This window comes from Photobacterium sanguinicancri (genome assembly GCF_024346675.1).
GTDB classification, from domain to species: domain Bacteria; phylum Pseudomonadota; class Gammaproteobacteria; order Enterobacterales; family Vibrionaceae; genus Photobacterium; species Photobacterium sanguinicancri.
This window is the reverse complement of record NZ_AP024850.1, coordinates 3116572-3142635: the sequence shown is the minus strand read 5'-3', so window position 1 is coordinate 3142635 and position 26064 is coordinate 3116572. Positions and strand designations below refer to the sequence as shown.

The following is a 26064-nucleotide window of genomic DNA, read 5'->3' as shown; positions in this document are numbered from 1 at the left end:
GTGAGGTCTTGATGAGCGACACCAATTTGCCGCTAAATTTTTCAGATGTTGCCGCGAATAAAGTGAAAACGTTAATCGCTGAAGAAGAAAACCCAGAACTGAAGCTACGTGTGTACATCACCGGTGGTGGTTGTAGTGGTTTTCAATATGGTTTTACTTTCGATGAGAAGGTAAACGAAGGCGATATGACAATTGAAAAACAGGGCGTAACACTTGTTGTTGACCCTATGAGCTTACAATATTTGATCGGTGGTACGGTTGATTACACCGAGGGCCTTGAAGGTTCTCGTTTCTTCGTAAACAACCCGAATGCAACGACAACCTGTGGTTGTGGTGCATCGTTTAGCGTTTAAGCTAGCCTGATTACTCTAAAAGCGAACATGTCTTTTTGAGTGAAATTAGAGAAATAAAAAGCCGTCACTTACTGTAAGTGACGGCTTTTTTGTTGTGCGCGAATAGGTTAATTATCCTTGTTTGATAATTAATGGGCTATTTGTGCCAGCCAGCAAGTTACTGAACTGTGCTAATTGATTTAAGCGTTTATCAGCATGCTTTTTGAAGGCGGTCTTTTGTTTCCCATGAAGAGACTCTGCCTGAGGCAATTTCACTGTGCGTGGGTTTTTATGTACGCCGTTAACCAAGAACTCGTAGTGTAAGTGGGGGCCAGTTACACGGCCTGTCCCACCAAGTGTACCGACGGTTTGTCCTTGTTTAACCCGTTGACCTGTTTTGACTTTACGCTTGGTCATGTGCAGGTACTTGGTGATATACGTTGAGGTGTGGCGAATAAAGACATAGTTACCATTAAACTTGTTATACGCCGACTTCATCACTATACCGTCACCCGCAGCCCAAATAGGGGTGCCAACTGGTGCAACATAGTCTGTGCCTCGGTGTGCTTTTACTCGGCCTGTCACTGGATGTAAGCGACGAGGGTTAAAGTTAGAGCTGACATAACGGAAGTTAATTGGTGAGCGGAGGAAAGCTTTACGCATGGCGTTACCATTTTTATCGTAATACTTACCGTCTTCACTGCGTACCGCCGTAAATGTCTGACCTAGGTTGGTGAAGGTTGCGGCGAGAATATTTCCTCGACCAATGGATTCACCTTCAACAAATTGTTCTTCAAACAATACAGAGAACTTATCCCCCCCGCGAATATCTAACGCGAAATCGATATCCCAACCAAAAATCCCAGCAATCTCCATAATTTGATTAGCTGTTAACCCCGCTTTATCACCGGCATTCCAAAAGCTGGATGTGATGGTTGCTTTAGCAAAGTTAAGTTGAGTATCGACGGTTTTCGTTTCTGCTTTTGAAACAAAGCTATCAGCGGTACGTGTAATCACGAGAGTGTCGGTAGCTGTATTGGGCTTGATGAGTTGGATCAACTCGTTATTTTCATCAAAGCCAAATTTTAATGTGTCGCCTGGGCGCAGGTTGGTGAGAGAGCGCGTGCCTTCATCGGCATTGACGAGACGGTATAAGGTTGCTGGACTTAATCCGACTTTGTCGAAGACAACAGCAAGGCTTTCTCCTGATTTTATTTTGTGTTTTTTCCATGTCAGAGGCGCTGAAGGTAAAGTTGTACTTTCTGCGGGAAGCAGTTGCGGGGTGTCCACATTGACAGCAACGGGATACGCCTTGCCTACTTCAAATTTACGATCAGCCGGCGCCATATTGTCGGGTGAAGGTAGCAGAAGCAACAGCACGATAAGAGCACTGATCGTGGCGATCAGTATCTGATGAATCTTGGGTAATTGAGCTAGCTTACTAAACGGCATGGTGGATCTATAAATGGCCTGAATAAAAAAATAGACAACACGCAGTCTAACTGGTTTCAAAAAACATCGCTATTCAAGTAAGATGGTCGATTATCACTTTTTTGCCAATTCTGTGGGAGCGAACAAGAATGGTCAGCATTGAACAGGCTTTAGCTGAGATTAAGCGTGGTGTCGATGAGCTTATTCCAGAAGAAGAGCTGATTGCCAAGTTAAAAGAAAACCGTCCATTACGTATCAAACTGGGTGCAGATCCAACAGCCCCAGATATCCACCTAGGTCACACAGTTATCCTAAACAAGCTACGCACTTTCCAAGAGCTTGGCCACGATGTGACATTCCTAATCGGTGATTTCACCGGCATGGTGGGTGACCCAACAGGCAAAAACACCACGCGTCCACCGTTGACTCGTGAAGATGTTTTAGCAAATGCTGAAACGTACAAAGAACAAGTATTCAAAATTCTAGACCCAGCAAAAACCAAAATTGAGTTCAACTCTACATGGTTATCTGAGCTAGGTGCTGAAGGTATGATCCGTCTAGCGGCAAACCAAACGGTTGCACGTATGCTAGAACGTGATGACTTTAAAAAGCGTTATGCTGACGGTCGTCCAATTGCTATTCATGAATTCATGTACCCATTGCTACAAGGTTACGATTCTGTGGCGATGGAAACTGACGTAGAGCTTGGTGGTACTGATCAGAAGTTCAACCTTCTGATGGGGCGTGAGCTACAAAAAGCGAACGGTCAAAAACCACAGGTTGTGTTAACCATGCCACTATTGGTTGGTTTAGACGGCGTGAAGAAAATGTCGAAGTCGGCGCACAACTACATTGGTGTGAACGACGTGCCAAACGAAATGTTTGGTAAGATCATGTCTATCTCTGACGATCTTATGTGGAACTACTTCGAATGCTTGTCATTCCGTCCACTAGAAGAAATCGCGCAGTTTAAAGAAGACATGGCGAACGGTAAAAACCCTCGCGATGTTAAGATCTTGCTAGCGAAAGAAATCATTGCTCGCTTCCACTCTGAAGCCGATGCTGACGCAGCAGAGCAAGAGTTCATCAACCGTTTCCAAAAAGGTGCGATGCCAGAAGAAATGCCTGAGCTTGAGTTTGAAGCGGGTATGGCGATTGGTAACCTACTAAAAGAAGCAGGCCTGGTTAACTCGACATCAGATGCGATGCGTATGATCCGCCAAGGTGCAGCCAAGATCGACGGTGATAAAATCGAAGATACTAAGCTAATTCCTGCGGCAGGTACTGCGGTTTACCAAGTCGGTAAACGTAAGTTTGCACGTATTACTCTGAAGTAATCATTATTGCTGATTCAGAGAATCAAAGGGCGCTTCGGCGCCTTTTTTAATGCCGCTACGCTATTCAATATCAAAGATCATAGTCATTACGCTCTTTCGCTTGCTGACTCAGGTATTCAATAAACTCCCACTCCACACCATCTTGGTCAAAGAAATAGATACGTTTTCGCCAAGGGTGATCGGTCGCCAGATCATTCTGCACATAGCCAGCGGCCAGCAATCGCACTTTGGCTGCATCCACATCGTCAATCACCAAACCCACATGATTAATCCCAATATCGACATACGGGTTACGGTCGACCTGAGTGCGCTCAAGTACCTCTTGTAATGCTAAATAGCTGTCTTGCGTGCCTATGTGACACCAACGATAAGTCTCGTTGTATCCGCGATGTCGAACGTTAAATTCAGGTATCGCAGTTTGTAGAAACGTAATGGTGTGAACGATATCTTTGATCGTAATGTTGGCATGCTCAACGTAGGGTTTCATGGTTGCTCTCCGCTTCATATCGAATGGAATAAAAAGGTTAAGTAATATTTATACTTTACATAGTAGTAGTGCTTGTCATTAAGTAAAGTTTTTATATTACTTAGTTGGGGTGAAGCATAAAAAAACCGCCAGGGTCGGCGGTTTTTTGAAACGGAAAGTAATAAATAGTTTTGTTATTAGCGTAGTGTCAGTGATGGTAACGACAAGTGCCAGCGGATAGCCGCGAGACGAATCGTCAGCGTGGTGATGATGCCCGCAAGTGAGGATACTTCGGTTGTAAAACCAGTTAACAAACCTGTTGTGTGCACGATACCACCAAGAATACAGGCAGTCGCGTATACCTCAGTACGTAATACCATGGGGATCTCACGCGCCAGTACATCACGGATCACACCACCGCCACAGCCTGTAAGCACACCCATGATCACAGCCACCATAGGTGATGCGCCAAAACGTAATGCTTTTTCAACACCAATGGCGACAAATACCGCTAAACCTATGGCATCGGCAACAGGGAGAACATACCACGGCAGCTTTTGAGGTCGACGAATAGCGGCCATCGTGAATAAGCATGTAATGAAGATCACCCAAAGGTAATTGGTATCAGTGATCCAGAACACAGGCGTTGCACCCAGCGCCATGTCACGAATAGTACCACCACCAATAGCCGTTACGCTGGCGAGTACCACAACGCCAAAGGGATCCATTCGTAACCGTCCAGCCAAGAGCACACCTGATACTGCGAATACAGCAGTACCAAACATATCAAGGAGATAGATAAGCATTAAAGTATTACCTGATAAAGAAAGCGAAAATAAAGATGACGGCAGAGCAGCGGACTACTGTGTCGCACGTCGTTGTTCTCGTACCGTGTCTAGGTGATCGCATACCTGCTTGATCGCTTTTAGCGTTCGAGGTGTCGGGCGGTTAAGCCAGTCTGAATTCACGGTAAATATCTGTCGATTATCGACAGCAGGTATTTTACCCTGCCAGTCTTGCCATATATCAACATTTGTATTGGCGTGAGAGGTACCAAATATGATTTCTGGTTGGCGGATCACAACTTGCTCTTGTGATACCTGCGGATATGGGGCTTTACTTGCGGCAAAAATGTTCTCACCACCACAGACTTGAAACACTTGAGTCGGCCAGTGTCCATCCGCGGCGGTGATTATTGGAGCGGCGCTGAGCTGATAAAAGTAGCGTACTTTTTCTTGGCGCTGATATTTCAGGGTCAGTGCTGCGAGCTTTTCACGGTAATCGTTCGCTGCTTGTTGTGCTTGTTGTGCTTGTACGGGGGAGTCGGCGTATTGACCCAGTCGCTCGATGGTGTCGGCAATGGCTGGCAGTTCTTTTGAAGTGGAGTAGACAACATTGAATCCCAGCTGCTCAAGCTTGGCCATTTCTCGAGGGGGGTTACCACTTTTCCATGCCAGGATCAGATCGGGCTGAAGGGCAACAATGCGTTCTAATTTAATGCCTCTATGATTGGCGACGCGTTCTAGCTTGAGTGCGGCTTTGGGGTAATCGCTGTATTCCGTTGCTGCAATCAGCTTATCGCCTAACCCTGCGGCATACGCTAGCTCAGTCATGTGAGGAGATAAGCTTATCACTCGAGTTGCGGGTTGTGTTGCAAAACTCATCGTGGAAAAAAACAAAAAACAGCAGCAAGCGAAACGCACTTAAAAAGCTCCTTGGAAAAGAATGATAAGACAACTTTGTACCACCAGCCAAATGATGACTCGGCTTTTAGCGACTTGCTCGATTTGAGCAAGGTGTAAAGCCGCAGGGGCTATTTTCCCGCCTAAGCGTGGACGTTCCAATTTACGGTCTTCATAAATTGCAGGCCCTCCGAGAGAAAGTGATAGTTTGTTGCCCGTTGCGACAAGTAGCCAGCCAGGTCCTGGAAGCTGCCAGTTTTCACCTTGCTGCCATAAACTGCGTAACGCCACTTTTCCGTTTTGTCCCAGCGCGATAAGTAAGGCGAATAAGCGTAATGGAACTATATCGAGTACCGCTAAAATGCGAATGGCAGGATAACCAAAAAATACATATTGCTTGCGGGTTGGTGACCATACGCGCGCTAGGCTGACCGCAAGACGATACATAAGCGCACCAATCCCACCTGCGAGCCCGTACCAAAACAGCACGCCAATGACTTGGCGACCATAGCCGAGCAGTTGTGTTTCAGCCCCCGCCTTTCCTAGCCCTAATAAAGACAGGCTTTCCGTTTGGCGATTAAGAGTGGTGCTGAGTAGGCGTCGACAGAGGGTTTTATTTTCGGCGCTATAGGCTTTGATCAGCTGGTGGCTGAGTTGGCTGATATTTTTCCAACCCAATGCGAACCATAACAAGGTGAGATCAAACAGGGCGTCAATCCAGACTAACTGTTTGCAGGCAATCAGCATAATGAGCATGGTAAGCCACATTAGTGACCAAGTTAGCAAACCTGATAGTAAACGTTGGTGGCGGTTATCATTAGGTTTATTAACGCGGCTGGCTAGCATGATGGCCAAGCGTTGCCATAAGTTGAGCGGGTGAAGGTCTTGCGGAATGGCAATAAGCCAATGCAATGCAATGGCACCCCACATTGCAAGTAGGGTGCTATTGTTAGCGAGTATCGCTAAAAGGTCGTTCATTACTGATTCAGTAACTCAGCCATTTTAGCTACCATCACTGAAGAGCTTTTCGCTGCCAGTGGTAGGAACTCATCAAAGCTCATTGGCGATTCTTTGTCTGCTACATCTGAAATTGCGCGAACAACAACAAATGGTACGTTGAACTGATGACATGCTTGGGCAATAGCCGCTGCTTCCATTTCAACAGCGATAACTGCTGGGAAGTTGTCACGTATGAATTGTTGTTTCTCTGCGCTACATACAAACGCATCGCCAGTACAAATTAGACCGCGAATAGCGTGCACGTCTTCCATTGTTGCCAGTGCTTGCGCAGCGATATCCATTAGTTTTTCATCAGATGCAAAAGCGGCAGGTTGTTGTGCCATTTGACCGATTTCGTAACCAAATGCAGTTACATCGGCATCGTGGTAGCGAACTTCGCTTGAAATCACGACATCACCTACGTTTAGGCTGCTATCAAAGCCGCCCGCAGAACCTGTGTTAAGTACCACATCAGGTTGGAAAACTTCTAGCATAATTGCAGAGCCAACAGCTGCGGCTACTTTACCAATACCTGATTGCAGTAACACGATATCGGCACCGTTTAGCGTACCTGTATAAATGGTACAACCTGCTTTTTTGTGTGTTTCACAGTTAGTCAGTTGGTCTTTTAGGATCGCAACTTCTTGCTCCATCGCACCGATAATGCCGATTTTCATAGCTAGCTTCTCTTTGTTGTTCAGATGTGCGCTCACACTGAGCGCATAATGGCGAGATTGTAACAAATAAAAAGCGAGAGGTCAGAGCTTAACGCCTCGTCTCTCTCGCTGTTTTTATCTTTCTTTCTTGTGGTAATCAGTTAACGATTAGACATCCAGAAAATCCATGATTCCATCGGCTGCGCGTCGCCCTTCATCAATGGCGGTAACTACCAGATCGGAGCCGCGCACAGCATCACCGCCCGCAAAGATTTTAGGGTTGGAGGTTTGGAATGGAAAGGCGTTATCTTGTGGTGCTTGAATACGCCCCCATTGATCCAACTCGACATTGTAATCACTGAGCCAAGGCATGGCGTGTGGCTGAAAACCAAAGGCCATGATCACGGCATCGGCTTTAATAATATGTTCGCTGCCAGCGACGGGCTCAGGGCGGCGGCGGCCAGCATCGTCGGGCTCACCAAGGGCGGTTTTGACGACTTTGATGCCAGTGACATGCCCTGCTTGGTCTACCTCGACGCCTAGTGGCTGTAGGTTAAACTGAAAGTTAACCCCTTCTTCTCGTGCGTTTTTCACTTCGCGTTTGGAACCCGGCATATTGGCTTCATCACGGCGATAAGCACAAATGACTTTTTTGGCCCCTTGGCGCACTGAGGTACGTACGCAGTCCATCGCCGTATCGCCGCCGCCAAGTACCACCACACGTTTTCCTTTCATATCGGTAAAGGGTGTTGGTGTGTCGAGTCCCATCACTTTGTAAGTATTAGAAATTAAAAAGGGCAGTGCATCGTACACGCCTTTGGCCTCTTCGTTGGCTAGGCCTGCTCGCATGTTTTTATAGGTGCCAACGCCAAGAAATACCGCGTCATAGTCTTTGATTAAGTCAGCCAGTTGCACGTCTTTGCCTACTTCAGTCTCAAGCTGGAACTCAACGCCCATTTCAGTGAAGATTTTACGGCGGTTAATCATCACTTCTTTTTCTAATTTGAACGAGGGGATACCAAAAGTGAGCAGGCCGCCAATTTCAGGATAACGATCAAAGACGACGGGTTTGACGCCATTGCGCACCAGAATATCAGCACATGATAGGCCAGCAGGTCCTGCGCCTATCACCGCGACTTTTTTGTCGGTCCACTCAACATGTGACATGTCAGGTTTCCAGCCCATTTCAAAGGCTTTATCGGTAATGTACTTTTCGACGTTGCCGATGGTGACGGCACCAAAATCGGCATTGAGGGTGCAAGACCCTTCACATAAACGATCTTGTGGGCACACCCGACCACAGACTTCAGGCAAGGTGTTGGTCTGATGCGAGAGCTCGACGGCTTCAATAATGCGGCCTTCATTGGCTAATTGAAGCCATTGTGGAATGTAATTGTGGACAGGGCATTTCCATTCACAATACGGGTTACCGCAATCGAGGCAGCGATCGGATTGGGCGCTGGCTTGTTGCTGAGTAAAGGGTTCATAGATTTCAACGAACTCAATTTTTCTGATTTTGAGTGGCTTTTTCGCTGGATCTACGCGAGATACATCAATAAATTGGTAAATGTTCTGGCTCATGAAGGTTCCCTCCTTATTGTGCTTGAACGCGTAGTTCAGCGGCTGAACGACTTTGATGCCCCAAGAGGGTGTTCACATCGGCTGACTTCGGTTTCGCGAGATAGAACTTAGGAATCCATAGATCAAAATCGGCCAGAATTTCTTGGGCTCGGCGTGATCCTGTTTCTTCCAAATGGTGGTCGATAAGCCCACGAAGGTGTTCTTGGTGGATAGCTAAATCATCGAGTGGAAGCGCTTCGACCAGTTCAGGGTTTACCCGTCCGGCGAAGTCACCGTTTTGGTCTAGGATGTAAGCAAAGCCGCCTGTCATGCCTGCGCCAAAGTTCACACCTGTTGTCCCTAAGATGGCGACTATCCCGCCTGTCATATACTCACAAGCATTATCGCCCACGCCTTCAACCACAGCGATGGCGCCAGAGTTTCTTACGCCAAATCGTTCACCTGCGGTACCTGCTGCAAACAGTTTTCCGCCTGTTGCGCCGTATAAACAGGTGTTTCCGATAATGGTGGCTTCATGTGATTTAAAGGCCGAGCCCATTGGGGGGTGAATGGTGATTTTCCCCCCTGTCATACCTTTGCCGACATAATCGTTAGCATCGCCAATAAGATGAAGGTTAAGACCGCCCGCATTCCAGACTCCAAAAGATTGCCCTGCGGTGCCCGTCAAATGAAGATTAATGGGGGAAGATGCCATACCTTGATTGCCGTAACGGGTTGCAATTTCACCGGATAATCTAGCCCCAATAGAGCGGTCAGTGTTACGTATGTTGTGGTATAAATCTGCGCCGCTGCGTGCGGTTATCGCGGGCAATGCTTCTTCCAGTAAAGTTTGGCTCAAGACTGCGTTATCGAAGGGGGTATTGGGCTCGCTGCAATACAAGGTTTTGCCTTCTGCGGGGGTGGGGGCGTGAAGTAGGCCAGTTAAATCGAGCTTCTGTTGTTTGGCGCTGAAGCCATCAAGGGCGATCAGTAAATCGGTACGGCCGATCAAGTCGGTGAGTTTTTCAACGCCAAGTTGTGCCAGTAACTCTCGTACTTCTTGGCCAAGTCCAACAAAGTAATTCATTACCTGCTCAGGTAAGCCCTTGAAGTAATCTCGGCGCAGTTTTTCATCCTGGGTTGCAACGCCTGTTGCACAGTTATTGAGGTGACAAATACGCAGATATTTACAGCCTAATGCCACCATGGGCGCCGTGCCAAAACCAAAGCTTTCTGCACCTAAAATGGCGGCTTTGATAACATCTAACCCTGTCTTTAAGCCGCCATCCACTTGCAGGCGGATTTTATGGCGTAAGCCATTGGCCACAAGGGCCTGTTGCGTTTCAGCTAGCCCCAACTCCCACGGACTACCTGCATATTTAACGGAGGTTAATGGGCTCGCGCCTGTTCCGCCATCGTAGCCTGATATAGTGATCAAGTCGGCATAGGCTTTAGCAACACCTGTGGCAATCGTTCCCACGCCTGGTTCAGAGACCAGCTTGACCGAGACCATGGCGGCTGGGTTGACCTCTTTTAAATCAAAGATCAGTTGGGCTAAATCTTCAATCGAGTAAATATCGTGGTGCGGGGGCGGTGAAATGAGCGTGACCCCAGGGACGGCATAGCGCAGCTTAGCAATTTCGGTAGTGACCTTATGGCCGGGTAATTGACCGCCCTCACCGGGTTTTGCGCCTTGGGCGACTTTGATTTGGATAATATCGGCATTGACTAAGTAATGCGGGGTAACGCCAAAACGACCAGAGGCGACCTGCTTGATCCGTGAGTTACGCTCGTTGCCAAACCGACGAGGGTCTTCGCCACCTTCGCCAGAGTTGGAATGGCCGCCTAAGCGGTTCATAGCAATGGCGAGTGCTTCGTGTGCTTCGGGGCTAAGGGCGCCAATTGACATTGCCGCAGAATCGAAGCGTTTGTATAACTCAGTGGCGGCTTCGACTTGTTCTATTGCGATAGGGCTTTCGCTTTTCGTCAGTTGTAGCAAGTCTCGGATAGCAGCAACTGGACGTTCATTTACCTCGCGGGCAAAGGCGAGATAATCTTGATAATCTCCTGATTTAACCGCTTGTTGGAGTGTGCCGACAACATCGGGGTTATAGGCATGAAATTCACCGCCATGCACATATTTGAGCAAACCGCCGTGTTCGATGGGTTTACGTTTGAGCCATGCACGACGCGCTAAGTTGATGGCATCTTGTTGGAAATCATCGAAGTTTGCACCGGAAATACGGCTAGCCGTCCCTTTGAAACAAAGGCCGATCACATCTTGATGAAGCCCTACCGCTTCAAATAAATGTGAACAGCGGTACGAGGCGATGGTGGAAATGCCCATCTTTGACATGATCTTAAATAAGCCTTTGTTGATACCATCGCGGAAGTTGATCATGACATCACGGTACGGCTTATTGATTGCACCTCTGTCGATTTGTTGGCTTAGCGATTCATACGCAAGGTATGGATAAACGGCAGTCGCGCCATAACCGAGTAATACTGCAAATTGGTGTGGATCGCGGGCGGTGGCGGTTTCAATCACTATGTTAGCGTCACAGCGTAAATGGGTATCGACCAAGCGGGTTTGTACTGCCCCGACTGCCATCGCCGCTGGAATTGGGACTTTGCTGGCATTGATGCCCCGATCTGATAGCACAATAAGCACGGTGCCACTGCGGACTAAGCGCTCGGCTTGATCACACAGATCGAGGATAGCTTGCTGTAAGTCTTTCTCTGCGGGGTCGTAGTTAATGTCTACGATGCTGTTGCGATAATATTGACTGTCGAGCTCAAGTAGCTGAACCAGATCGGAATACAGCAGCACGGGCGATTTAAAGGCGACGCGGTAGGCATGACCATCGGTTTCGCAAAACACATTCATCTCGCGACCAATGCAGGTGGCCAGCGACATCACATGCTTTTCGCGCAGTGGATCAATCGGCGGGTTGGTCACTTGGGCAAACATTTGGCGAAAGTAATCAGTCACACTGCGTTCTTTGGAAGAAAGCACGGCCATCGGTGCATCATCTCCCATCGAACCTGTGGCTTCTTGGCCATTTTCCCCAATCACTCTAAGTACTTGGTCTATTTCTTCACGGTTCATACCAAATTGTTTTTGGTAGGTGCTTAATTCGTTATCGGATAACGATCGGCTGCCGACTTGCTCATCATCCAATTGTTCAAATGGCGTGAGGTGTTTGACATGACTATCGAGCCACTCTTTATACGGGTGACGGGCCATTAAATCGTTGTCGATGTCTTTAGAGTGCCAAATCTTGCCAAATTTGGTGTCGATAACCAGCAGCTCGCCAGGACCGACACGGCCTTTTTCTAATACTTCATCGGGGGCGTAATCCCAAATGCCAATTTCAGAAGCTAGAGTGATAAGTTTATCTTTGGTGATCACATAGCGAGCAGGGCGTAAGCCATTACGATCAAGGTTGCAGGCGGCATAGCGTCCGTCTGACATTACGATGCCAGCGGGACCATCCCAGGGTTCCATGTGCATGGAGTTAAAATCGTAAAAAGCGCGAAGCTCAGGATCCATGTCTGGGTGATTTTGCCATGCGGGTGGTACTAACATCCGCATCGCGCGGAAGAGATCCATCCCACCTGCTAGAAAGAGCTCCAGCATGTTATCTAGGCTTGATGAATCTGAGCCGCTTTCATTGACAAAGGGGGCTGCAGTTTGTAAATCGGGCAATAATGGCGAGGAAAACTTATAGCCTCGAGCGCGTGCCCATTGGCGGTTACCTGCGATGGTATTGATTTCACCATTGTGTGCGAGGTAACGAAATGGCTGTGCCAGTGGCCAGCGAGGTTGGGTGTTAGTAGAAAAACGCTGGTGGAATAAACAAATGGATGACTGTAAGCGAAGATCACCCAAATCGGTATAAAATCGCGGTAAATCCGCGGGCATGCAAAGGCCTTTGTAGACGGTCACTTGGGTCGACAGGCTACAGATATAAAAATCAGGGTCTTGGTTGATCCGTTGTTCGATACGACGACGCGCAATATACAGGCGACGATCGATATCGCGTGGCTTCCAGCCTGCAGGAGCATTGATGAATACCTGGACAATATCGGGCAGTGACTCTTTGGCGATAGGGCCTAAGACTTGTGAATTAATGGGTACATCGCGCCAACCGACAATGGAGAGTGTTTCTTTACTGAGTTCTTCAGTGATAATTTTACGGGCTTGCTCGGCTTTGATTGGGTCGGTGCTAAGAAATAACATCCCAATGGCAAATTCGCGGGCCAATTTCCAGCTGTGTTCTTCGGCGATAATACGGTAGAAGTCGCTGGGCTTTTTCATTAATAGCCCACAACCATCCCCCGTTTTACCATCGGCTGCGATACCACCACGGTGGGTCATACGATCCAGAGCTGAAATCGCTGTTCGTACCAATTTATGGCTTGTTTCGCCTTCGATATGGGCAATTAAGCCGAATCCACAATTATCTTTTTCCAGCCTTGGGTCATACAGTGTCATGACAACTCTCCCTTGGTCTGCTCATCCTGAGCGTTAACTTTTAATCTCATAACTTGTGGGTTGATAAGGTTAAAAGTGGTCTGACTGCATAGTTATGGCGCCGATCGTCCACCATTGCGCATCCTGCGATCTTCCAAGTTAACGGCAAATTACAAAAAGGTCAAATTTTGACCGTTTACGTTTTTATCGGGCAATATGGCGATATTAAAAACTGTAATGGATTGATCTTAAAACTTATTTTAACGAATTGTTAACAGGTGGTGTTCGGAAGAGCATCATCTTATTGTTGCGATTATTTTGAGGAAATAAGGTGATGGTGAGCCACTTTTTGTAAAGAGACGTTAGGGAAGAGGAGGGCTATCAACTGAATAATCATATAAAAAAAGCCAGCTCTGTTGAGCTGGCTTTATAGTGTAGCCTTTTAAGGGGAATATTATGCGTTAGAAAGCATTAATGAATCAGCTTTCGCTTCAAGGTTAGAACCGCCCATTAAGAAATCATCGATTTCACGAGCAGATTCTCGGCCTTCATTAATACAGCGAACAACCAAAGACTGACCTGTGCGCATATCACCCGCAGCAAAGACGCCTTTTTGATTAGTCGCAAAGCCTTCAGTCGCCACGTTGCCGCGATCATCAAGCTTAATGTCTAGCTGAGCAAGTACACCCGTTGGTTCTGGGTGTAAGAATCCCATCGCAAGGAAAGCTAAATCACATGGAATAATGCGTTCTGACCCTGCTACTTCTTCAAAATAAGGGCGTTCACCCGCTTTTGCTTCTAGCCATTGAATATCTGCGATACGCAGGGCTTTTACGTTGCCTTCTTTATCACTAATGAATTCTTTGGTGAGAATATTCCAATGACGTTCACAACCTTCTTCGTGCGATGTCGATGTCTTCATGATCATTGGGTAGGAAGGCCAAGGCTGATTGACTGGACGCTTTTCGGGTGGAATCGGCATGATCTCAACCTGCGTGATACTTGCCGCACCATGACGGTTAGATGTACCCACACAATCCGATCCTGTATCACCACCACCGATAACCACCACATGTTTACCTTTGGCATGGATTTCTTTTGTTTTTAAATCCATCTCATTGGCACGGCGGTTATTCTGGGCGAGGAATTCCATTGCAAAATGGACACCGTTGAGTTCACGACCAGGAATAGGCAGGTTGCGCGGTACCGTTGAGCCACCCGTTAGCAGCACGACATCAAAGTCCTGACGCAATTGTTGGGCATTAATCTCAACACCAATGTGTGCGTTAACCTTAAACTTCACGCCAGCATCAGCCATCAGGTCGATCTTACGATCGATGATATCCATACCGAGCTTAAAGTCAGGAATACCAAAGCGAAGTAAACCTCCGACTTTTTCATCACGCTCAAATACCGTCACACAGTGACCAGCACTATTGAGTTGTTCGGCTGCGGCTAATCCCGCCGGGCCTGAACCTATGATGGCGATTGTTTTACCAGTACGTTCACGCGGTATTTTGGGTTTAGCATAGCCTTCGCGGTATGCCGTCTCAACAATGGTCTTTTCAATATTACAGATGGTGATTGGGTCTTGGTTAATACCCAGTACACAGCCACTTTCACAAGGAGCAGGGCACACACGGCCTGTAAATTCAGGGAAGTTGTTGGTAGAGCTCAGAATGTTCCACGCTTCTTCCCAACTATCACGGAAAACAGCATCGTTAAACTCTGGGATGATGTTTCCAATTGGGCACGAGTTATGACAAAACGGAACGCCACAATCCATGCAGCGTGACGCTTGTGTATTGATTTTGTCGCCAAATTCTTCGTTTAAGACAAACTCTTTGTTGTCTTGAATTCGAACGATTGGATCTAACTTTTGTGGTAACTCACGACCATGTTCTAAAAATCCAGTAGGCTTACCCATTTACGGCCTCCAACTCTTCCTTGTTTGCAGCTTCCGCCTTTCGCTGTAGTAATACGGCTTTGTAATCCCTTGGCATGACTTTTACCATCTTCTGAAGGTTTGCTTCAAAGTTAGATAAGAAGGTTTGTGCCACATTACTGCCTGTGTATTCCACGTGCTTACTGAGCATGTGCAGTAGACGTTCTTTGTCTTCTTGCTCTATTGGGTCTAGGTCAACCAATTCTGAGTTAAGCTTGGTTTCGAAATCACCAAACTGATCCCAGACATACGCGACACCACCACTCATCCCTGCGGCGAAGTTACGGCCCGTTTGTCCCAGAATTACGGCGACGCCACCTGTCATATATTCACAACCGTGGTCACCTATGCCTTCAACGACTACCTCTGCGCCCGAGTTACGCACACAGAAACGTTCGCCTGCAAGGCCGCGAATGTAGGATTCACCTGAGGTTGCACCGTAGAAACAGACGTTACCGACGATGATGTTATCTTCTGGTGTAATGTCAGAATGCGCATCAGGATAGAGCACTAATGTACCGCCAGATAAACCTTTACCCCAATAATCGTTAGCGTCGCCTTCTACTTCAAATTTCACCCCTTTCGCAAGGAATGCGCCAAGACTTTGCCCTGCAGATCCCGTGAACTTGACGTTCATTGGCTGCGGTAGGCCTTGGTCTTTGTAGATTTTTGAAATTTCATTCGACAGCATAGTACCGGTACTGCGATCGGTATTGATGATGTCAAAGGCGGCGTTAACAGGTTTGCCGTCGTAAAGCGCAGGTGCTGCCGCGGCGATGAGTTTACGGTCTAACACGTTTTCAAGATTATGCTCTTGTTGACGTTGGTTGTAGATGCCGTCTTCTTCACGAGCAGGCTCGACGAATAGTACTGGGCTTAGGTCGAGGTTCTTGTATTTCCAGTGGCCGATATCATCACGGATTTTTAACTTGTGCGACTGCCCAACCATTTCATCGATAGTACGGAAACCAAGTTCAGCCATGACTTCACGTAGGCCTTCAGCCATGTATTGGAAGAAGGTAACAACGTCGTCGACACGACCATCAAAACGTTCACGCAAGGTTTTGTTCTGGGTGGCGATACCAACAGGACAGGTGTTTTTATGACACTTACGCATCATGATACAACCTTCAACTACTAAGGCTGCGGTTGCCACGCCCCATTCTTCAGCCCCTAATAAGGTTGCGACAGCAAGATCTCGTGGTGTTTTCATTTGGCCATCTGACTGAACAACAATGCGGTTACGTAAACCGTTTTTCAGCAGAGTCTGGTGTGTTTCAGCAAGGCCTAATTCCCATGGCAAACCCGTGTGGCGAATCGATGACATTGGAGAGGCACCTGTACCACCATCGAAACCTGCAATTAAGACAACATCGGCTTTTGCTTTGGCAACACCAGAGGCAATTGTACCTACACCAGCTTCAGAAACGAGTTTGACGTTAACACGACCCGCGCGGTTGGCATTTTTCAAATCGTAGATCAGCTGAGCCAAATCTTCGATAGAGTAAATATCGTGGTGTGGTGGTGGTGAAATAAGGCCGACCCCAGGGGTGGAGTGACGGGTGGCACCGATCCAATCATCGACTTTATCACCCGGTAGCTGACCACCTTCGCCCGGTTTTGCCCCTTGTGCCATCTTGATCTGAATTTCATCAGAGTTCGTTAGGTAGTAAGAGGTAACACCGAAACGGCCCGAAGCAACTTGCTTGATCGCTGAGCGTTCCCAATCGCCGTTGTCTTTTTTCTCAAAGCGATCGGGGTCTTCACCACCTTCGCCTGAGTTAGATTTAGCCCCGATGCGGTTCATCGCAACAGCCAGTGTTGAGTGCGCTTCGTAAGAGATAGAGCCAAAGCTCATCGCGCCTGTCGCAAAGCGTTTAAGAATGCTTTCAATCGGCTCTACGTCGGCAAGTGGGATTGCACCTGCTGGGCTTTTAATGAATTCTAGCTGACTACGAAGTGTTGCTGCGTTATCACCTTGTGAATCGACTGCGTGACAGTATTCTTTAAATTGGTCGTAGTCCTTACCGCGTGTTGATTGTTGCAGTAATGAAATCGTTTCTGGATTAAACAGGTGTTTCTCACCACGCTGTTTCCATTGATAAACCCCACCAACATCCAGCATCTGGATCGGAATTTCACGAAGTGGGTAACCCACACGGTGGCGGATCAGTACTTCTTGTGCAATGTCATCAATGGTTAGGCCCTGAATACGTGAGACTGTGCCCGTGAAATATTTATCAACTACAGATTTACTGATACCCAAGGCTTCAAAAATTTGCGCTCCGTGGTACGACTGTAACGTAGAAATACCCATCTTCGAGAAGATTTTGAGTAGGCCGCCATTAACCCCTTTACGGTAGTTATTGAATAGCGTTTCTGTTGGCAGCTCAGGATCGAGCTTACGTTTTTTCTGAAGGTCGACCAGTGTTTCGGTAACTAAATAAGGGTTGACGGCGTTTGCACCATAGCCCACTAGCGTTGCGAAGTGGTGGGTTTCACGTGCATCGCCAGTCTCGACAATGATGTCACACTTAGCGCGTAACCCTTTACGGATTAAGTGGTGGTGAACAGCACCGACAGCCAGCATCGCAGGAATAGCGGCATGGTTGGAGTTAACGGCACGGTCAGTCAGGATAATGATGGAGTAGCCATCTTGAACGGCATCTTCCGAGTATTGGCAAATACGCTTTAGCGCACGTTCAAGCTTTCCTTGATCGCCATTGGCACGGAATACAATATCTAAGGTTTTAGCTTGTAAGTGTTCTTTATCGATTGCCCGTAATTTTTCTAATTCAGCATTAGAGAGTACCGGTGATTCTAATTCTACTTTTTGGCAGTGTTCTGGTGTCTCAGCCAGTAAGTTCTGATCTTTACCTAAATAGGTATTTAGCGACATGACCATACGTTCACGGATCGGGTCGATCGGTGGGTTGGTCACTTGGGCAAACAGTTGCTTGAAGTAATTAGAGAGGTGTTGTGACTGGTGTGACAGTATCGCTAATGGCCAATCCGCGCCCATCGCACTGAGGGGTTCGTAGCCTGTCTTTGCCAGAGGAACGATAATTTCGTTCACTTCTTCTGAGCTCATGCCAAAAGCTTGTTGGTGATGCAGCAGGCGCTCAGGTGTTGGCTGGTGGTGCATGTTATCGGCTTCAGGCAGCGATTTAAGCGTTAATAGGTTGTCTTTTACCCATTGCTCGTAAGGCTTTGAAGAGGCAATGCTGTCTTTCACTTCTTCATCTGAAATGATGCGCCCTTGCTCCAGATCGGCCACGAAGATACGGCCGGGCTGTAAGCGGCCACGGAATTGCACATTCTCAGGTTCAATTTTGACAACACCGGACTCAGACGCCATCACTAAGAAATCGTCTTTGGTGACTGTGTAGCGTGATGGTCGTAGGCCATTTCGGTCAAGGGTTGCGCCAACTTGTACACCATCGGTGAAACAAACAGAAGCTGGCCCATCCCACGGTTCCATTACATTGGCGTGGTATTGATAAAACGCACGGCGTTTAGGATCCATGCTTTTGTTTTCTTGCCATGCTTCAGGGATCAGCATCATCAAAGCATGCGGTAGACTACGGCCAGAAAGTACCAGCAGCTCTAGCGCCATATCGAAGTTTGATGAGTCAGAACTGCCTTCCTGACAGATAGGCAGCAGCATGTCGATTTCTTGCTGGCTGAATAAATCAGACTCAATAATCGCTTCACGTGCTTTCATCCAGTTTAAGTTACCGCGCACGGTGTTTATTTCACCGTTATGTGCGATGTAACGGAAAGGCTGTGCGAGACGCCAGCGAGGAAATGTATTGGTTGAGAAGCGTGAGTGCACTAAAGCCAGTGCTGTCACCATAGTTGGGTTTTGTAGATCAAGGAAATACTGTGGCACTTGCTCTGTTGTGAGCTGGCCTTTATATACTAAAGTCTTATAAGACAGTGAGTTAATATAAAAATCATCGCCAATATTCGATACGCTTTCTAGGCATACGCGTACAGTGTAATTACGTAATACATAAAGTTTACGTTCTAGTACTGCAGGATCGAGGTTAGCACCACCGGTAATAAATACATGCTCAAACTGAGGCTCAGTGCTGAGTGGGTCTTCACCGATCATCGAGTTGTCGACGGGTAACACGCGGTAACCAATCACGTCGAGATCTAGACGTTTAGCATTGCGCTCTAGGATGTCGCGACACTGTTGACGTTTGTGCTCGTCTTTTGGAAAGAGCACCACACCGACACCATATTGCTCAAAAGAGGGCAATTTGATACCGAGCTTAACGGTTTCTTCGAGTAAGAACTCGTGCGGTTTTTGTAGAAGAATACCGGCACCATCACCACTTGATGGATCGCACCCTTGGCCGCCGCGATGTTCCATGCGGGCAAGCATATCAAGGGCCTGGGTTACAATCTCGTGGGATTTACGGTTCTTTAAATGGGCAACAAAGCCGATACCACAGGCATCGTGCTCTAATTCAGGTACATAAAGCCCCTGAGCATTAAGCTCTTGATCTGTCATAGATACATCCTTCCAGTGTTCAACAAACCTTTTCCCAGGTTTGTGTTATCCCTAATCGTTATATCGTCACATTTTGCTCACTTGGTATGGACTACCTGTCCCGTGAACAAAACGGTGCGCTTGCTGTGGGATGACGTGTAAATCATTTAGCAAACTTAATTTTGCAGCACATCCATTCTGGTAATTAGATATGCGGTGATTTAATGAACTAGTGACATAATTCACTGCTTTTAGCGGGTTTTATGTCACAAATGTTGCTCATTATTTGCACATAAGTGTAACTATCCTACAGTTTTGATACTTTAATTACCAACAAAAAATAGCGTGATTAATCGACTCTGTTCATTGTGGCTGCATGTAAGCGTTGGACCAATGCGTAATTATTCGGTAATCGTTCTCATTCTGCATATAACTCAGTCTTGAATATTACATAACCATGTTTAGTTTGTGGTTAATGGCTAGGTTTAGCGGCTTCTTTTGTCGTATTTTATTTACACGGGAGGAGACGCTGATTTAGTCTGGGGGATTTACGTGTTTTTCTTGTCTTAACACAATTTAGGTCGTGGGGATTGGTGCTACGCTGCGCGGCTTATTTTTCCATAGCTGAATAATCAGGTGACCCAATGCAGCTCCATGAACTCGTAAATACATTTGGACAAGATTTGCAGCGCCGCTATGGTGAAAGAGTACATAAATTAACGTTACATGGTGGCTTTAGTTGCCCTAACCGTGATGGCACAATAGGCCGTGGCGGTTGTACTTTTTGTAATGTTGCCTCGTTTGCTGATGAGCAAGCACAATATCTTCCGATTGAACAACAGCTGGATCAACGTGCGGGGGAAATTCACCGTGCGAAACGTTACCTTGCGTATTTTCAGGCATACACCAGTACCTACGCTGAAGTACAAACATTAAAGAAAATGTATGAAGAAGCCTTGCAAGCGACCGATATCGTGGGGTTGTGCGTTGGCACTCGTCCTGACTGTGTCCCTGATGCCGTGTTGGACTTACTGGCTGAATATCATCAGCAAGGTTATGAAATTTGGCTTGAGTTGGGTTTGCAAACCGCCAATGATAAAACCCTTAAGCGCATTAATCGTGGTCATGATTTTGCGTGTTACCAAGCGATTACTCAACGTGCACGCGCATTAGGTATTAAGGTATGTGCTCACTTGATAGTGGGATTACCGGGAGACACCAAAGCGGATAACCTCGATACCATTAATAAAGTGGTCGCGATAGGGGTTGATGGTATTAAGCTGCATCCACTCCATATTGTGGAAGGCAGTAAAATGGGCCAAGCGTGGAAGGCTGATCGCCTGACAGCGATTAGCTTAGACGATTACACTGACATTGCCTCGGAAATGATCCGTTTAACACCACCAGAGGTGATTTATCATCGTGTATCCGCGAGTGCTCGACGTCCGACGTTATTAGCGCCTGAATGGTGTGAAAACCGATGGTTAGCGATGACAGATATTGGCCGTAACCTCGATAAGCATGGCGGTCAAGGCGCAGCCCTTGATACTCCTTTTGTTTACGAACCGTTTGTGAAATAAATTGAATCATTTTGATTGAGTGGGTTTGTTGTAAATACTCAAAAACCGCAGAGGATTGTGGTAACGTAAGCATTCTATTACGTTGCAAGTAAATAGCGTGCTGCCTTATCAGCACGCTGAATATGAGCGTACATCCTCTAAGGTAATTTGTTCAGACCTATGACGCCGCCTAAAATTTCCGTTCACATGGCCTGTTTTTTGTTACTCGCCGGATTCTCTCCCATTGCACACGCGGCGACTTCGCTGCTCGATCAACCCCTATTTCTATTTGCTTTGATTCTTGCGATGGTTGTCTTCGCTGGTTCAATCTTGGCACTCGTCTTCCATAATGCTGAAGCGGTTACTTTTAGAAAACTGTATTCAATGTTGACTCATTTGCCTATTGCCACTTTGATCGTGAGCAGTAAAGACGGCAAACTTATGTATGGTAATAAGGCCAGCCGAGCCTTGTTGGGCATACGTAAAGTAGGTAATAACTACTTTTATCCCCCTGAAATAGAAGCACACATGATGTGTGATATTTTGCGTCCACATATGGCGTTATCGACCTTTAATAACTGGGAGGAAGAGTTAGAGCTCTTCGGTAAAGCACCACGCTCAGTGTTAGTTGCAGGGCAATATACACGGTATAAATGGCAACCCGCTTGGCTGTTGTTTGTTTCACCGTCTAACACTGCCACATCCCCCGAAACAACAAGTCTGCGAGAGCATCGTGTGCTGCAGGGGGTACTGAATTCATTATCCGAGCTCGTATATTTCCAAGATAAATCGGGCAAGGTGATGGGAACCAACAAAGCGTTTGACCGTTTTTGGCGTGGCCGTGAAAGTGAAGGGTTGATCGATAGCATTGAAGTCTCATTGAAAAATAATTCAGCTCATACATGGACGACATCACCAGATGGTGCGAGTCGCTTATTGGAAACCAATAAAACGGCTTTGGTCGGTGGTTTTGGCGAAATTCTCGGGTCGTTAAGCATCAGCCATGACGTAACAGATTGGCATGAAATGCAAGAAAGCTTGAAGCAAGAAATTGAAAAGCGGGAAATCACCGAGCAGGCACTCGCGCACCGTAATAACTTATTGGATACGATTTTAAATGCCAGCCAAGACCCCATTGGCTTATATAATGAACATTGGATTTACGTTGGTTGTAACGAGCCCTTTGCCCGTGCGCTAGGCCAAACCCAAGAGTCGTTACTGGGGAAAAATGCTTCTGAAGTGATGGATCCTGATAAATGGCGTGAGTTCAGGGTTGTCAATGAGCAAGTTATTAGGGAAGGTATCACTGTTAAAACAGAAGATTACGTTATTTTGCCAGATGGTAAACCCATTTGGTATGAAGTCGCCACATCGCCTTATCGAGACCCGATTGAAGGGACTGCTGGTGTCTTGGTGATGGGACGTGATGTGACTGAGCGTAAACATGCTCAGCAGCAGTTAGCAGATGCCATTATGGAGCTGCAAGAACTGAGCTTCATTGACTGTTTAACGAAAGTCCCTAATCGCCGCAGTTTTGATGAGCACTTGCGGAAAATGTGGCACAGTCATATTCGCGAGCAAAAGCCGCTGACATTGATCCTATGTGATATCGATAACTTTAAAGCGTACAACGATAACTACGGTCATCAACAAGGGGATCGAGCGTTATTGGACGTGGCGAGAACGTTAAGTAAAGTCATTAAACGTGAAACGGATGAAGTGGCACGTTACGGCGGTGAAGAGTTTGCTTTCTTATTGCCCTGTACTGATTTAAACGGTGGCCAAATGGTAGCTCGAAATATACACCGAAAAATTGCTCAAGCAGCGATTGAACACGCTTACTCTGAAGTAACAGATGTACTGACTGTCAGCTTGGGCGTAGCCACTGTCACGCCAGTGCCTAATCAAGATTACGGTGAACTCGTGCGAATGGCTGATATTGCGCTGTATAAAGCGAAGGCTTCAGGACGAAACTGCACCATGGTGATGTCAGATAATAATGATTTTTAGCGATGGTGATTTACGACAGTAATGAATTGATTTATCCATAACAAGAAACCTGCGCAAGCAGGTTTTTTTTTGCTCTGGATCACGCGAACTGAGCCACTTCTCCTTGGGGAAATAGCCACAGGCACTTATGATGAGAGTTATGCTGTGAATAATGGATTAAATCATGAAACAAATCAAAGTGCTGGCCCAGTTCTATGTCGATTTACTGGTCAAGCTTGGACTTGTCCGATTTAGCTTGCTGCTGGCCTTGGCGCTTGTAGCGCTAGCGGTGGTCGTGCAGGTTGGCGTTACCTTGGTGCTACAAGGGGAAGTAAACGACATTGATATTGTCAGGTCGGTGTTCTTTGGCCTGCTAATCACACCATGGGCAGTCTATTTTCTTTCTGTCGTGGTTGATCAGCTTGAAGACTCTCGCCAACGGTTATCTAAACTCGTCACTAAATTAGAAGAAATGCGCTCTCGTGATATGCAGCTTAATAACCAGTTGCAAGAGAATATCAGCCAGTTAAATTCCGAAATTGAAGAACGTGAAAAAGCAGAGGAAGGGCGTCAGATAGCGATGCAAGATCTCGAAAATGAGGTCTATCAGCGTGAGAATGCCCAGTTAGAACTCGCCGAACAAAGTGCATTGCTTAAATCCTTCCTTGATGCCTCTCCTGATTTAATTTATTACCGCAATGAAAAAGGTCGTTTTTCTGGCTGTAATCGTGCGATGCAAGAACTGACGGGTAAAACAGAAAAAGAGCTGGTGGGTTTAACACCTTGGGATGTTTACAGCGAAGAGGTTGCTAGCAAAATAGCGGAAACCGATCAGCAAGTATTTAATCAAAATGTGTCGCTCACTTACGAGCAATGGTTGGAATACCCTGATGGACACAAGGCGGTATTCGAACTCCGAAAAGTCCCATTCTACAGCCGAGATGGGCGTCGCTTAGGCTTGATGGGTTTTGGTCGCGATATTACTGAGCGCAAGCAGTATCAAGATGCGCAAGAGAAAGCGAGCCGTGATAAAACTGCCTTTATTTCCACGATTAGTCATGAGCTTCGTACCCCGTTGAACGGCATTGTTGGCCTTAGCCGCATGTTGCTTGATAGTAAGTTAAATGCAGAGCAACGTGGCTACATGCGAACCGTTCACGTTAGTGCGATAACGCTGGGTAATATATTTAACGACATAATCGATATGGATAAATCTGACCGTCGTCGACTAGAGTTACTGCCTAAACCGCTCGATTTACATGAATTTGTGGATGAGATGGAAAATATCTCTAACTTGATGGCTGAGCAGAAAAACCTGCGGTTTGATTTAGAGCGTTTGTCTGATTTACCGAAATGCATCGAAGTTGACAGTACACGACTACGCCAAGTGTTGTGGAATTTGATCAGCAATGCGACCAAGTTTACCAAAGACGGTGGGGTTGTGTTATCTGTGAGCAGTGAGCTGGTGGATAATGATCAAGCCGAAATTATTTTCGAGGTGGAAGACAGTGGTATTGGTATGCCGCACGATGAACTCGATAAAATCTTTGCTATGTACTACCAAGTGAAAGATGAAAACGACAACTTACATGCGGTCGGTACTGGGATTGGATTAGCGGTTTCTCGCCAGTTAGTGCAGATGATGGGCGGTGATATTACGGTGATGTCTGACGTGGGTGAAGGCAGTACATTTACTGTGACCATCCGCGTACCCGTAGTGGAAATGGCTGCGGAAGAAGAAACCATGCCAGAGATCCCGCAAGCCAGTCTTAGCATCTTAATGGTGGAAGATATTGAACTGAACATCACTGTTGCCAAAGCACTGCTTGAAAGTTTAGGCCATGAGGTGACAGTTGCAATGCGCGGGGATGAAGCGTTAGCGATCTTCGATCCTGAAGCGTTTGACCTGGTGTTACTGGATATTCAATTGCCCGATATGACAGGTTTTGATATTGCTCAGCAGCTGCGAGAGCAGTACGACTACTTACCCGCATTAGTGGCACTGACGGCGAATGTGATCAGTGATAAGAGCGAGTATTTAGCGAAAGGAATGGATGAAGCATTAAGTAAACCATTGAGCGTGAAAGCCATTACCGATGTGATTCAAAACTTAGTACTGACCTGTCCAATTGATTATGAAGCTGACGAGATTGAGCCGACGGTTCCGCAGAGCGATGAAATCATGAATCAATTACTGGACCTGGAAATGCTCGAGTCTTACGTAGATATTGTTGGCACTAAACCCGTCCATGAAAGTATCGCAATGTTTGAAAAGATGATGCCTGATTATATCGCGATCCTCGATTCAAACATGATAGCCAAAGATAAAGATGGTATTAAGTTTGAAGCGCACAAAATCAAAGGTGCCGCTGGCTCTATTGGTTTGAAACATATTCAGCAAGTCGCCCAAAAAGCACAATCACCTGAGCTACCAGCGTGGTGGGAAAACATTAACGACTGGGTTGATGAAATTAAAAACGGCTATAAACCTGATCTGCAAGTGCTGCGCAATTGGCTTGCACAACAAGAGGATAGATGATGAAGGGATTGAAAATGGCAGGCGTGCTAGCGAGCAGTATGGTGCTAATGGCATGCAGTAGTTCAAATGGGGCGCAATCAGCGTCCCAAGGCGATATCTGGCAATCACCAGGTCAAGTTATGCTAGCAGAAACCCCAGCCAAGCTTGATAGCTATTTGTGGCTTAATAGCATGCCAGTCGTGGGTGAAGGGGACAACCAGCAAGGTACCTTGCTTGCATCGGTTAAAGTTGTGAGTGCGACTAATAAAGCATTGCCAACGGATGTCACTGTGAAGCAAGTGTTATTGGCAACTGATGATCAGCAATGGCTGGCGAATAGTCAGCTTGAAGTCAATGCGATGGACAATAATGAGTTTGAAGTGATGCTGCGTAAAGGTCCAAATTGGCCAGCAGGTACGGTGGTTAATGTGGCATTAACCTTAAACTATCAAGGTAAAGAAATGACTCTGACACAGCGCCAAGTCAAAATTGATCAGGTTTTCTAACGACGCTGTTTTGATGTGATTTATGGCGGGGTATAGAAACAAAAAAGGCACTTCTCAGTGCCTTTTTTTATGGAATTGTACCGTCCTAAATATGGTTGACACATTT

General features: G+C 46.7%; 16 protein-coding genes. 6 read left to right on the top strand and 10 right to left on the bottom strand.

The annotated features are described in order from the left end of the window. The first annotated feature begins 11 nt into the window (after positions 1 to 11). The gene (erpA, locus tag OCU87_RS14460) at positions 12 to 353 is read left to right on the top strand and encodes an iron-sulfur cluster insertion protein ErpA (RefSeq protein ID WP_048900320.1); all 342 of its coding nucleotides are present in this window, start codon (positions 12 to 14) and stop codon (positions 351 to 353) included. Between the two features lie 111 nt (positions 354 to 464). Here the strand turns inward: erpA and OCU87_RS14455 are convergent, their stop codons facing one another. Further along, positions 465 to 1784, bottom strand: coding sequence for a peptidoglycan DD-metalloendopeptidase family protein (locus OCU87_RS14455; protein WP_261857450.1), 1320 nt, complete (start codon positions 1782 to 1784; stop codon positions 465 to 467). A 128-nt stretch (positions 1785 to 1912) separates the two neighbouring features. Between OCU87_RS14455 and tyrS the strand changes: the two genes are divergently transcribed. Next, positions 1913 to 3100 carry a tyrosine--tRNA ligase gene (tyrS, locus tag OCU87_RS14450; protein WP_062691237.1) on the top strand — a complete coding sequence of 396 codons (1188 nt, stop codon included), beginning with the start codon at positions 1913 to 1915 and terminating at the stop codon, positions 3098 to 3100. A gap of 70 nt (positions 3101 to 3170) precedes the next feature. Here the strand turns inward: tyrS and OCU87_RS14445 are convergent, their stop codons facing one another. The 9 genes from OCU87_RS14445 to gltB (OCU87_RS14405) form a co-directional block, all read right to left on the bottom strand. Beyond that, positions 3171 to 3587, bottom strand: a complete 417-nt coding sequence (locus OCU87_RS14445) for a VOC family protein (protein ID WP_261857449.1) — start codon at positions 3585 to 3587, stop codon at positions 3171 to 3173. A 176-nt stretch (positions 3588 to 3763) separates the two neighbouring features. Further along, positions 3764 to 4372, bottom strand: coding sequence for a TRIC cation channel family protein (locus tag OCU87_RS14440; protein ID WP_094956472.1), 609 nt, complete (start codon positions 4370 to 4372; stop codon positions 3764 to 3766). 54 nt (positions 4373 to 4426) lie between these two features. Next, entirely contained in the window at positions 4427 to 5230 is an 804-nt protein-coding gene (gene btuF, locus OCU87_RS14435) for a vitamin B12 ABC transporter substrate-binding protein BtuF (protein ID WP_261857448.1), read from the bottom strand. Positions 5231 to 5269: 39 nt separating this feature from the next. Further along, positions 5270 to 6226 (bottom strand): cobalamin biosynthesis family protein, encoded by a 957-nt coding sequence (locus OCU87_RS14430; RefSeq protein ID WP_062691239.1) that lies wholly within the window; start codon positions 6224 to 6226, stop codon positions 5270 to 5272. Next, positions 6226 to 6924 carry a 5'-methylthioadenosine/S-adenosylhomocysteine nucleosidase gene (gene mtnN / locus OCU87_RS14425; RefSeq protein ID WP_062691240.1) on the bottom strand — a complete coding sequence of 233 codons (699 nt, stop codon included), beginning with the start codon at positions 6922 to 6924 and terminating at the stop codon, positions 6226 to 6228. The genes OCU87_RS14430 and mtnN overlap by 1 nt, the downstream gene beginning before the upstream one ends. 147 nt (positions 6925 to 7071) lie before the next feature. Continuing rightward, on the bottom strand, positions 7072 to 8484 hold the full coding sequence (locus OCU87_RS14420; protein WP_261857447.1) for an FAD-dependent oxidoreductase: 1413 nt from the start codon (positions 8482 to 8484) through the stop codon (positions 7072 to 7074). 13 nt (positions 8485 to 8497) lie between these two features. After that, positions 8498 to 12961 (bottom strand): glutamate synthase large subunit, encoded by a 4464-nt coding sequence (gene gltB / locus OCU87_RS14415; RefSeq protein WP_261857446.1) that lies wholly within the window; start codon positions 12959 to 12961, stop codon positions 8498 to 8500. A 433-nt stretch (positions 12962 to 13394) separates the two neighbouring features. Further along, entirely contained in the window at positions 13395 to 14867 is a 1473-nt protein-coding gene (locus OCU87_RS14410) for a glutamate synthase subunit beta (RefSeq protein WP_062691242.1), read from the bottom strand. Next, positions 14860 to 19407: a glutamate synthase large subunit gene (gene gltB / locus OCU87_RS14405; RefSeq protein WP_261857445.1), complete on the bottom strand. Its 4548-nt coding sequence runs from the start codon at positions 19405 to 19407 to the stop codon at positions 14860 to 14862. The genes OCU87_RS14410 and gltB (OCU87_RS14405) overlap by 8 nt, the downstream gene beginning before the upstream one ends. 623 nt (positions 19408 to 20030) lie before the next feature. Between gltB (OCU87_RS14405) and OCU87_RS14400 the strand changes: the two genes are divergently transcribed. From OCU87_RS14400 to OCU87_RS14385, 4 genes are all read left to right on the top strand, one after another. Next, positions 20031 to 20966 carry a TIGR01212 family radical SAM protein gene (locus OCU87_RS14400; RefSeq protein ID WP_261857444.1) on the top strand — a complete coding sequence of 312 codons (936 nt, stop codon included), beginning with the start codon at positions 20031 to 20033 and terminating at the stop codon, positions 20964 to 20966. Positions 20967 to 21125: 159 nt separating this feature from the next. After that, positions 21126 to 22955: a GGDEF domain-containing protein gene (locus OCU87_RS14395; protein WP_241148991.1), complete on the top strand. Its 1830-nt coding sequence runs from the start codon at positions 21126 to 21128 to the stop codon at positions 22953 to 22955. A gap of 163 nt (positions 22956 to 23118) precedes the next feature. Further along, on the top strand, positions 23119 to 25473 hold the full coding sequence (gene arcB, locus OCU87_RS14390; protein WP_261857443.1) for an aerobic respiration two-component sensor histidine kinase ArcB: 2355 nt from the start codon (positions 23119 to 23121) through the stop codon (positions 25471 to 25473). Continuing rightward, complete coding sequence (locus OCU87_RS14385; RefSeq protein ID WP_141226241.1) at positions 25470 to 25958, top strand: hypothetical protein; 489 nt, start codon at positions 25470 to 25472, stop codon at positions 25956 to 25958. Before arcB ends, OCU87_RS14385 begins: the two co-directional genes overlap by 4 nt. Positions 25959 to 26064: the final 106 nt, after the last annotated feature.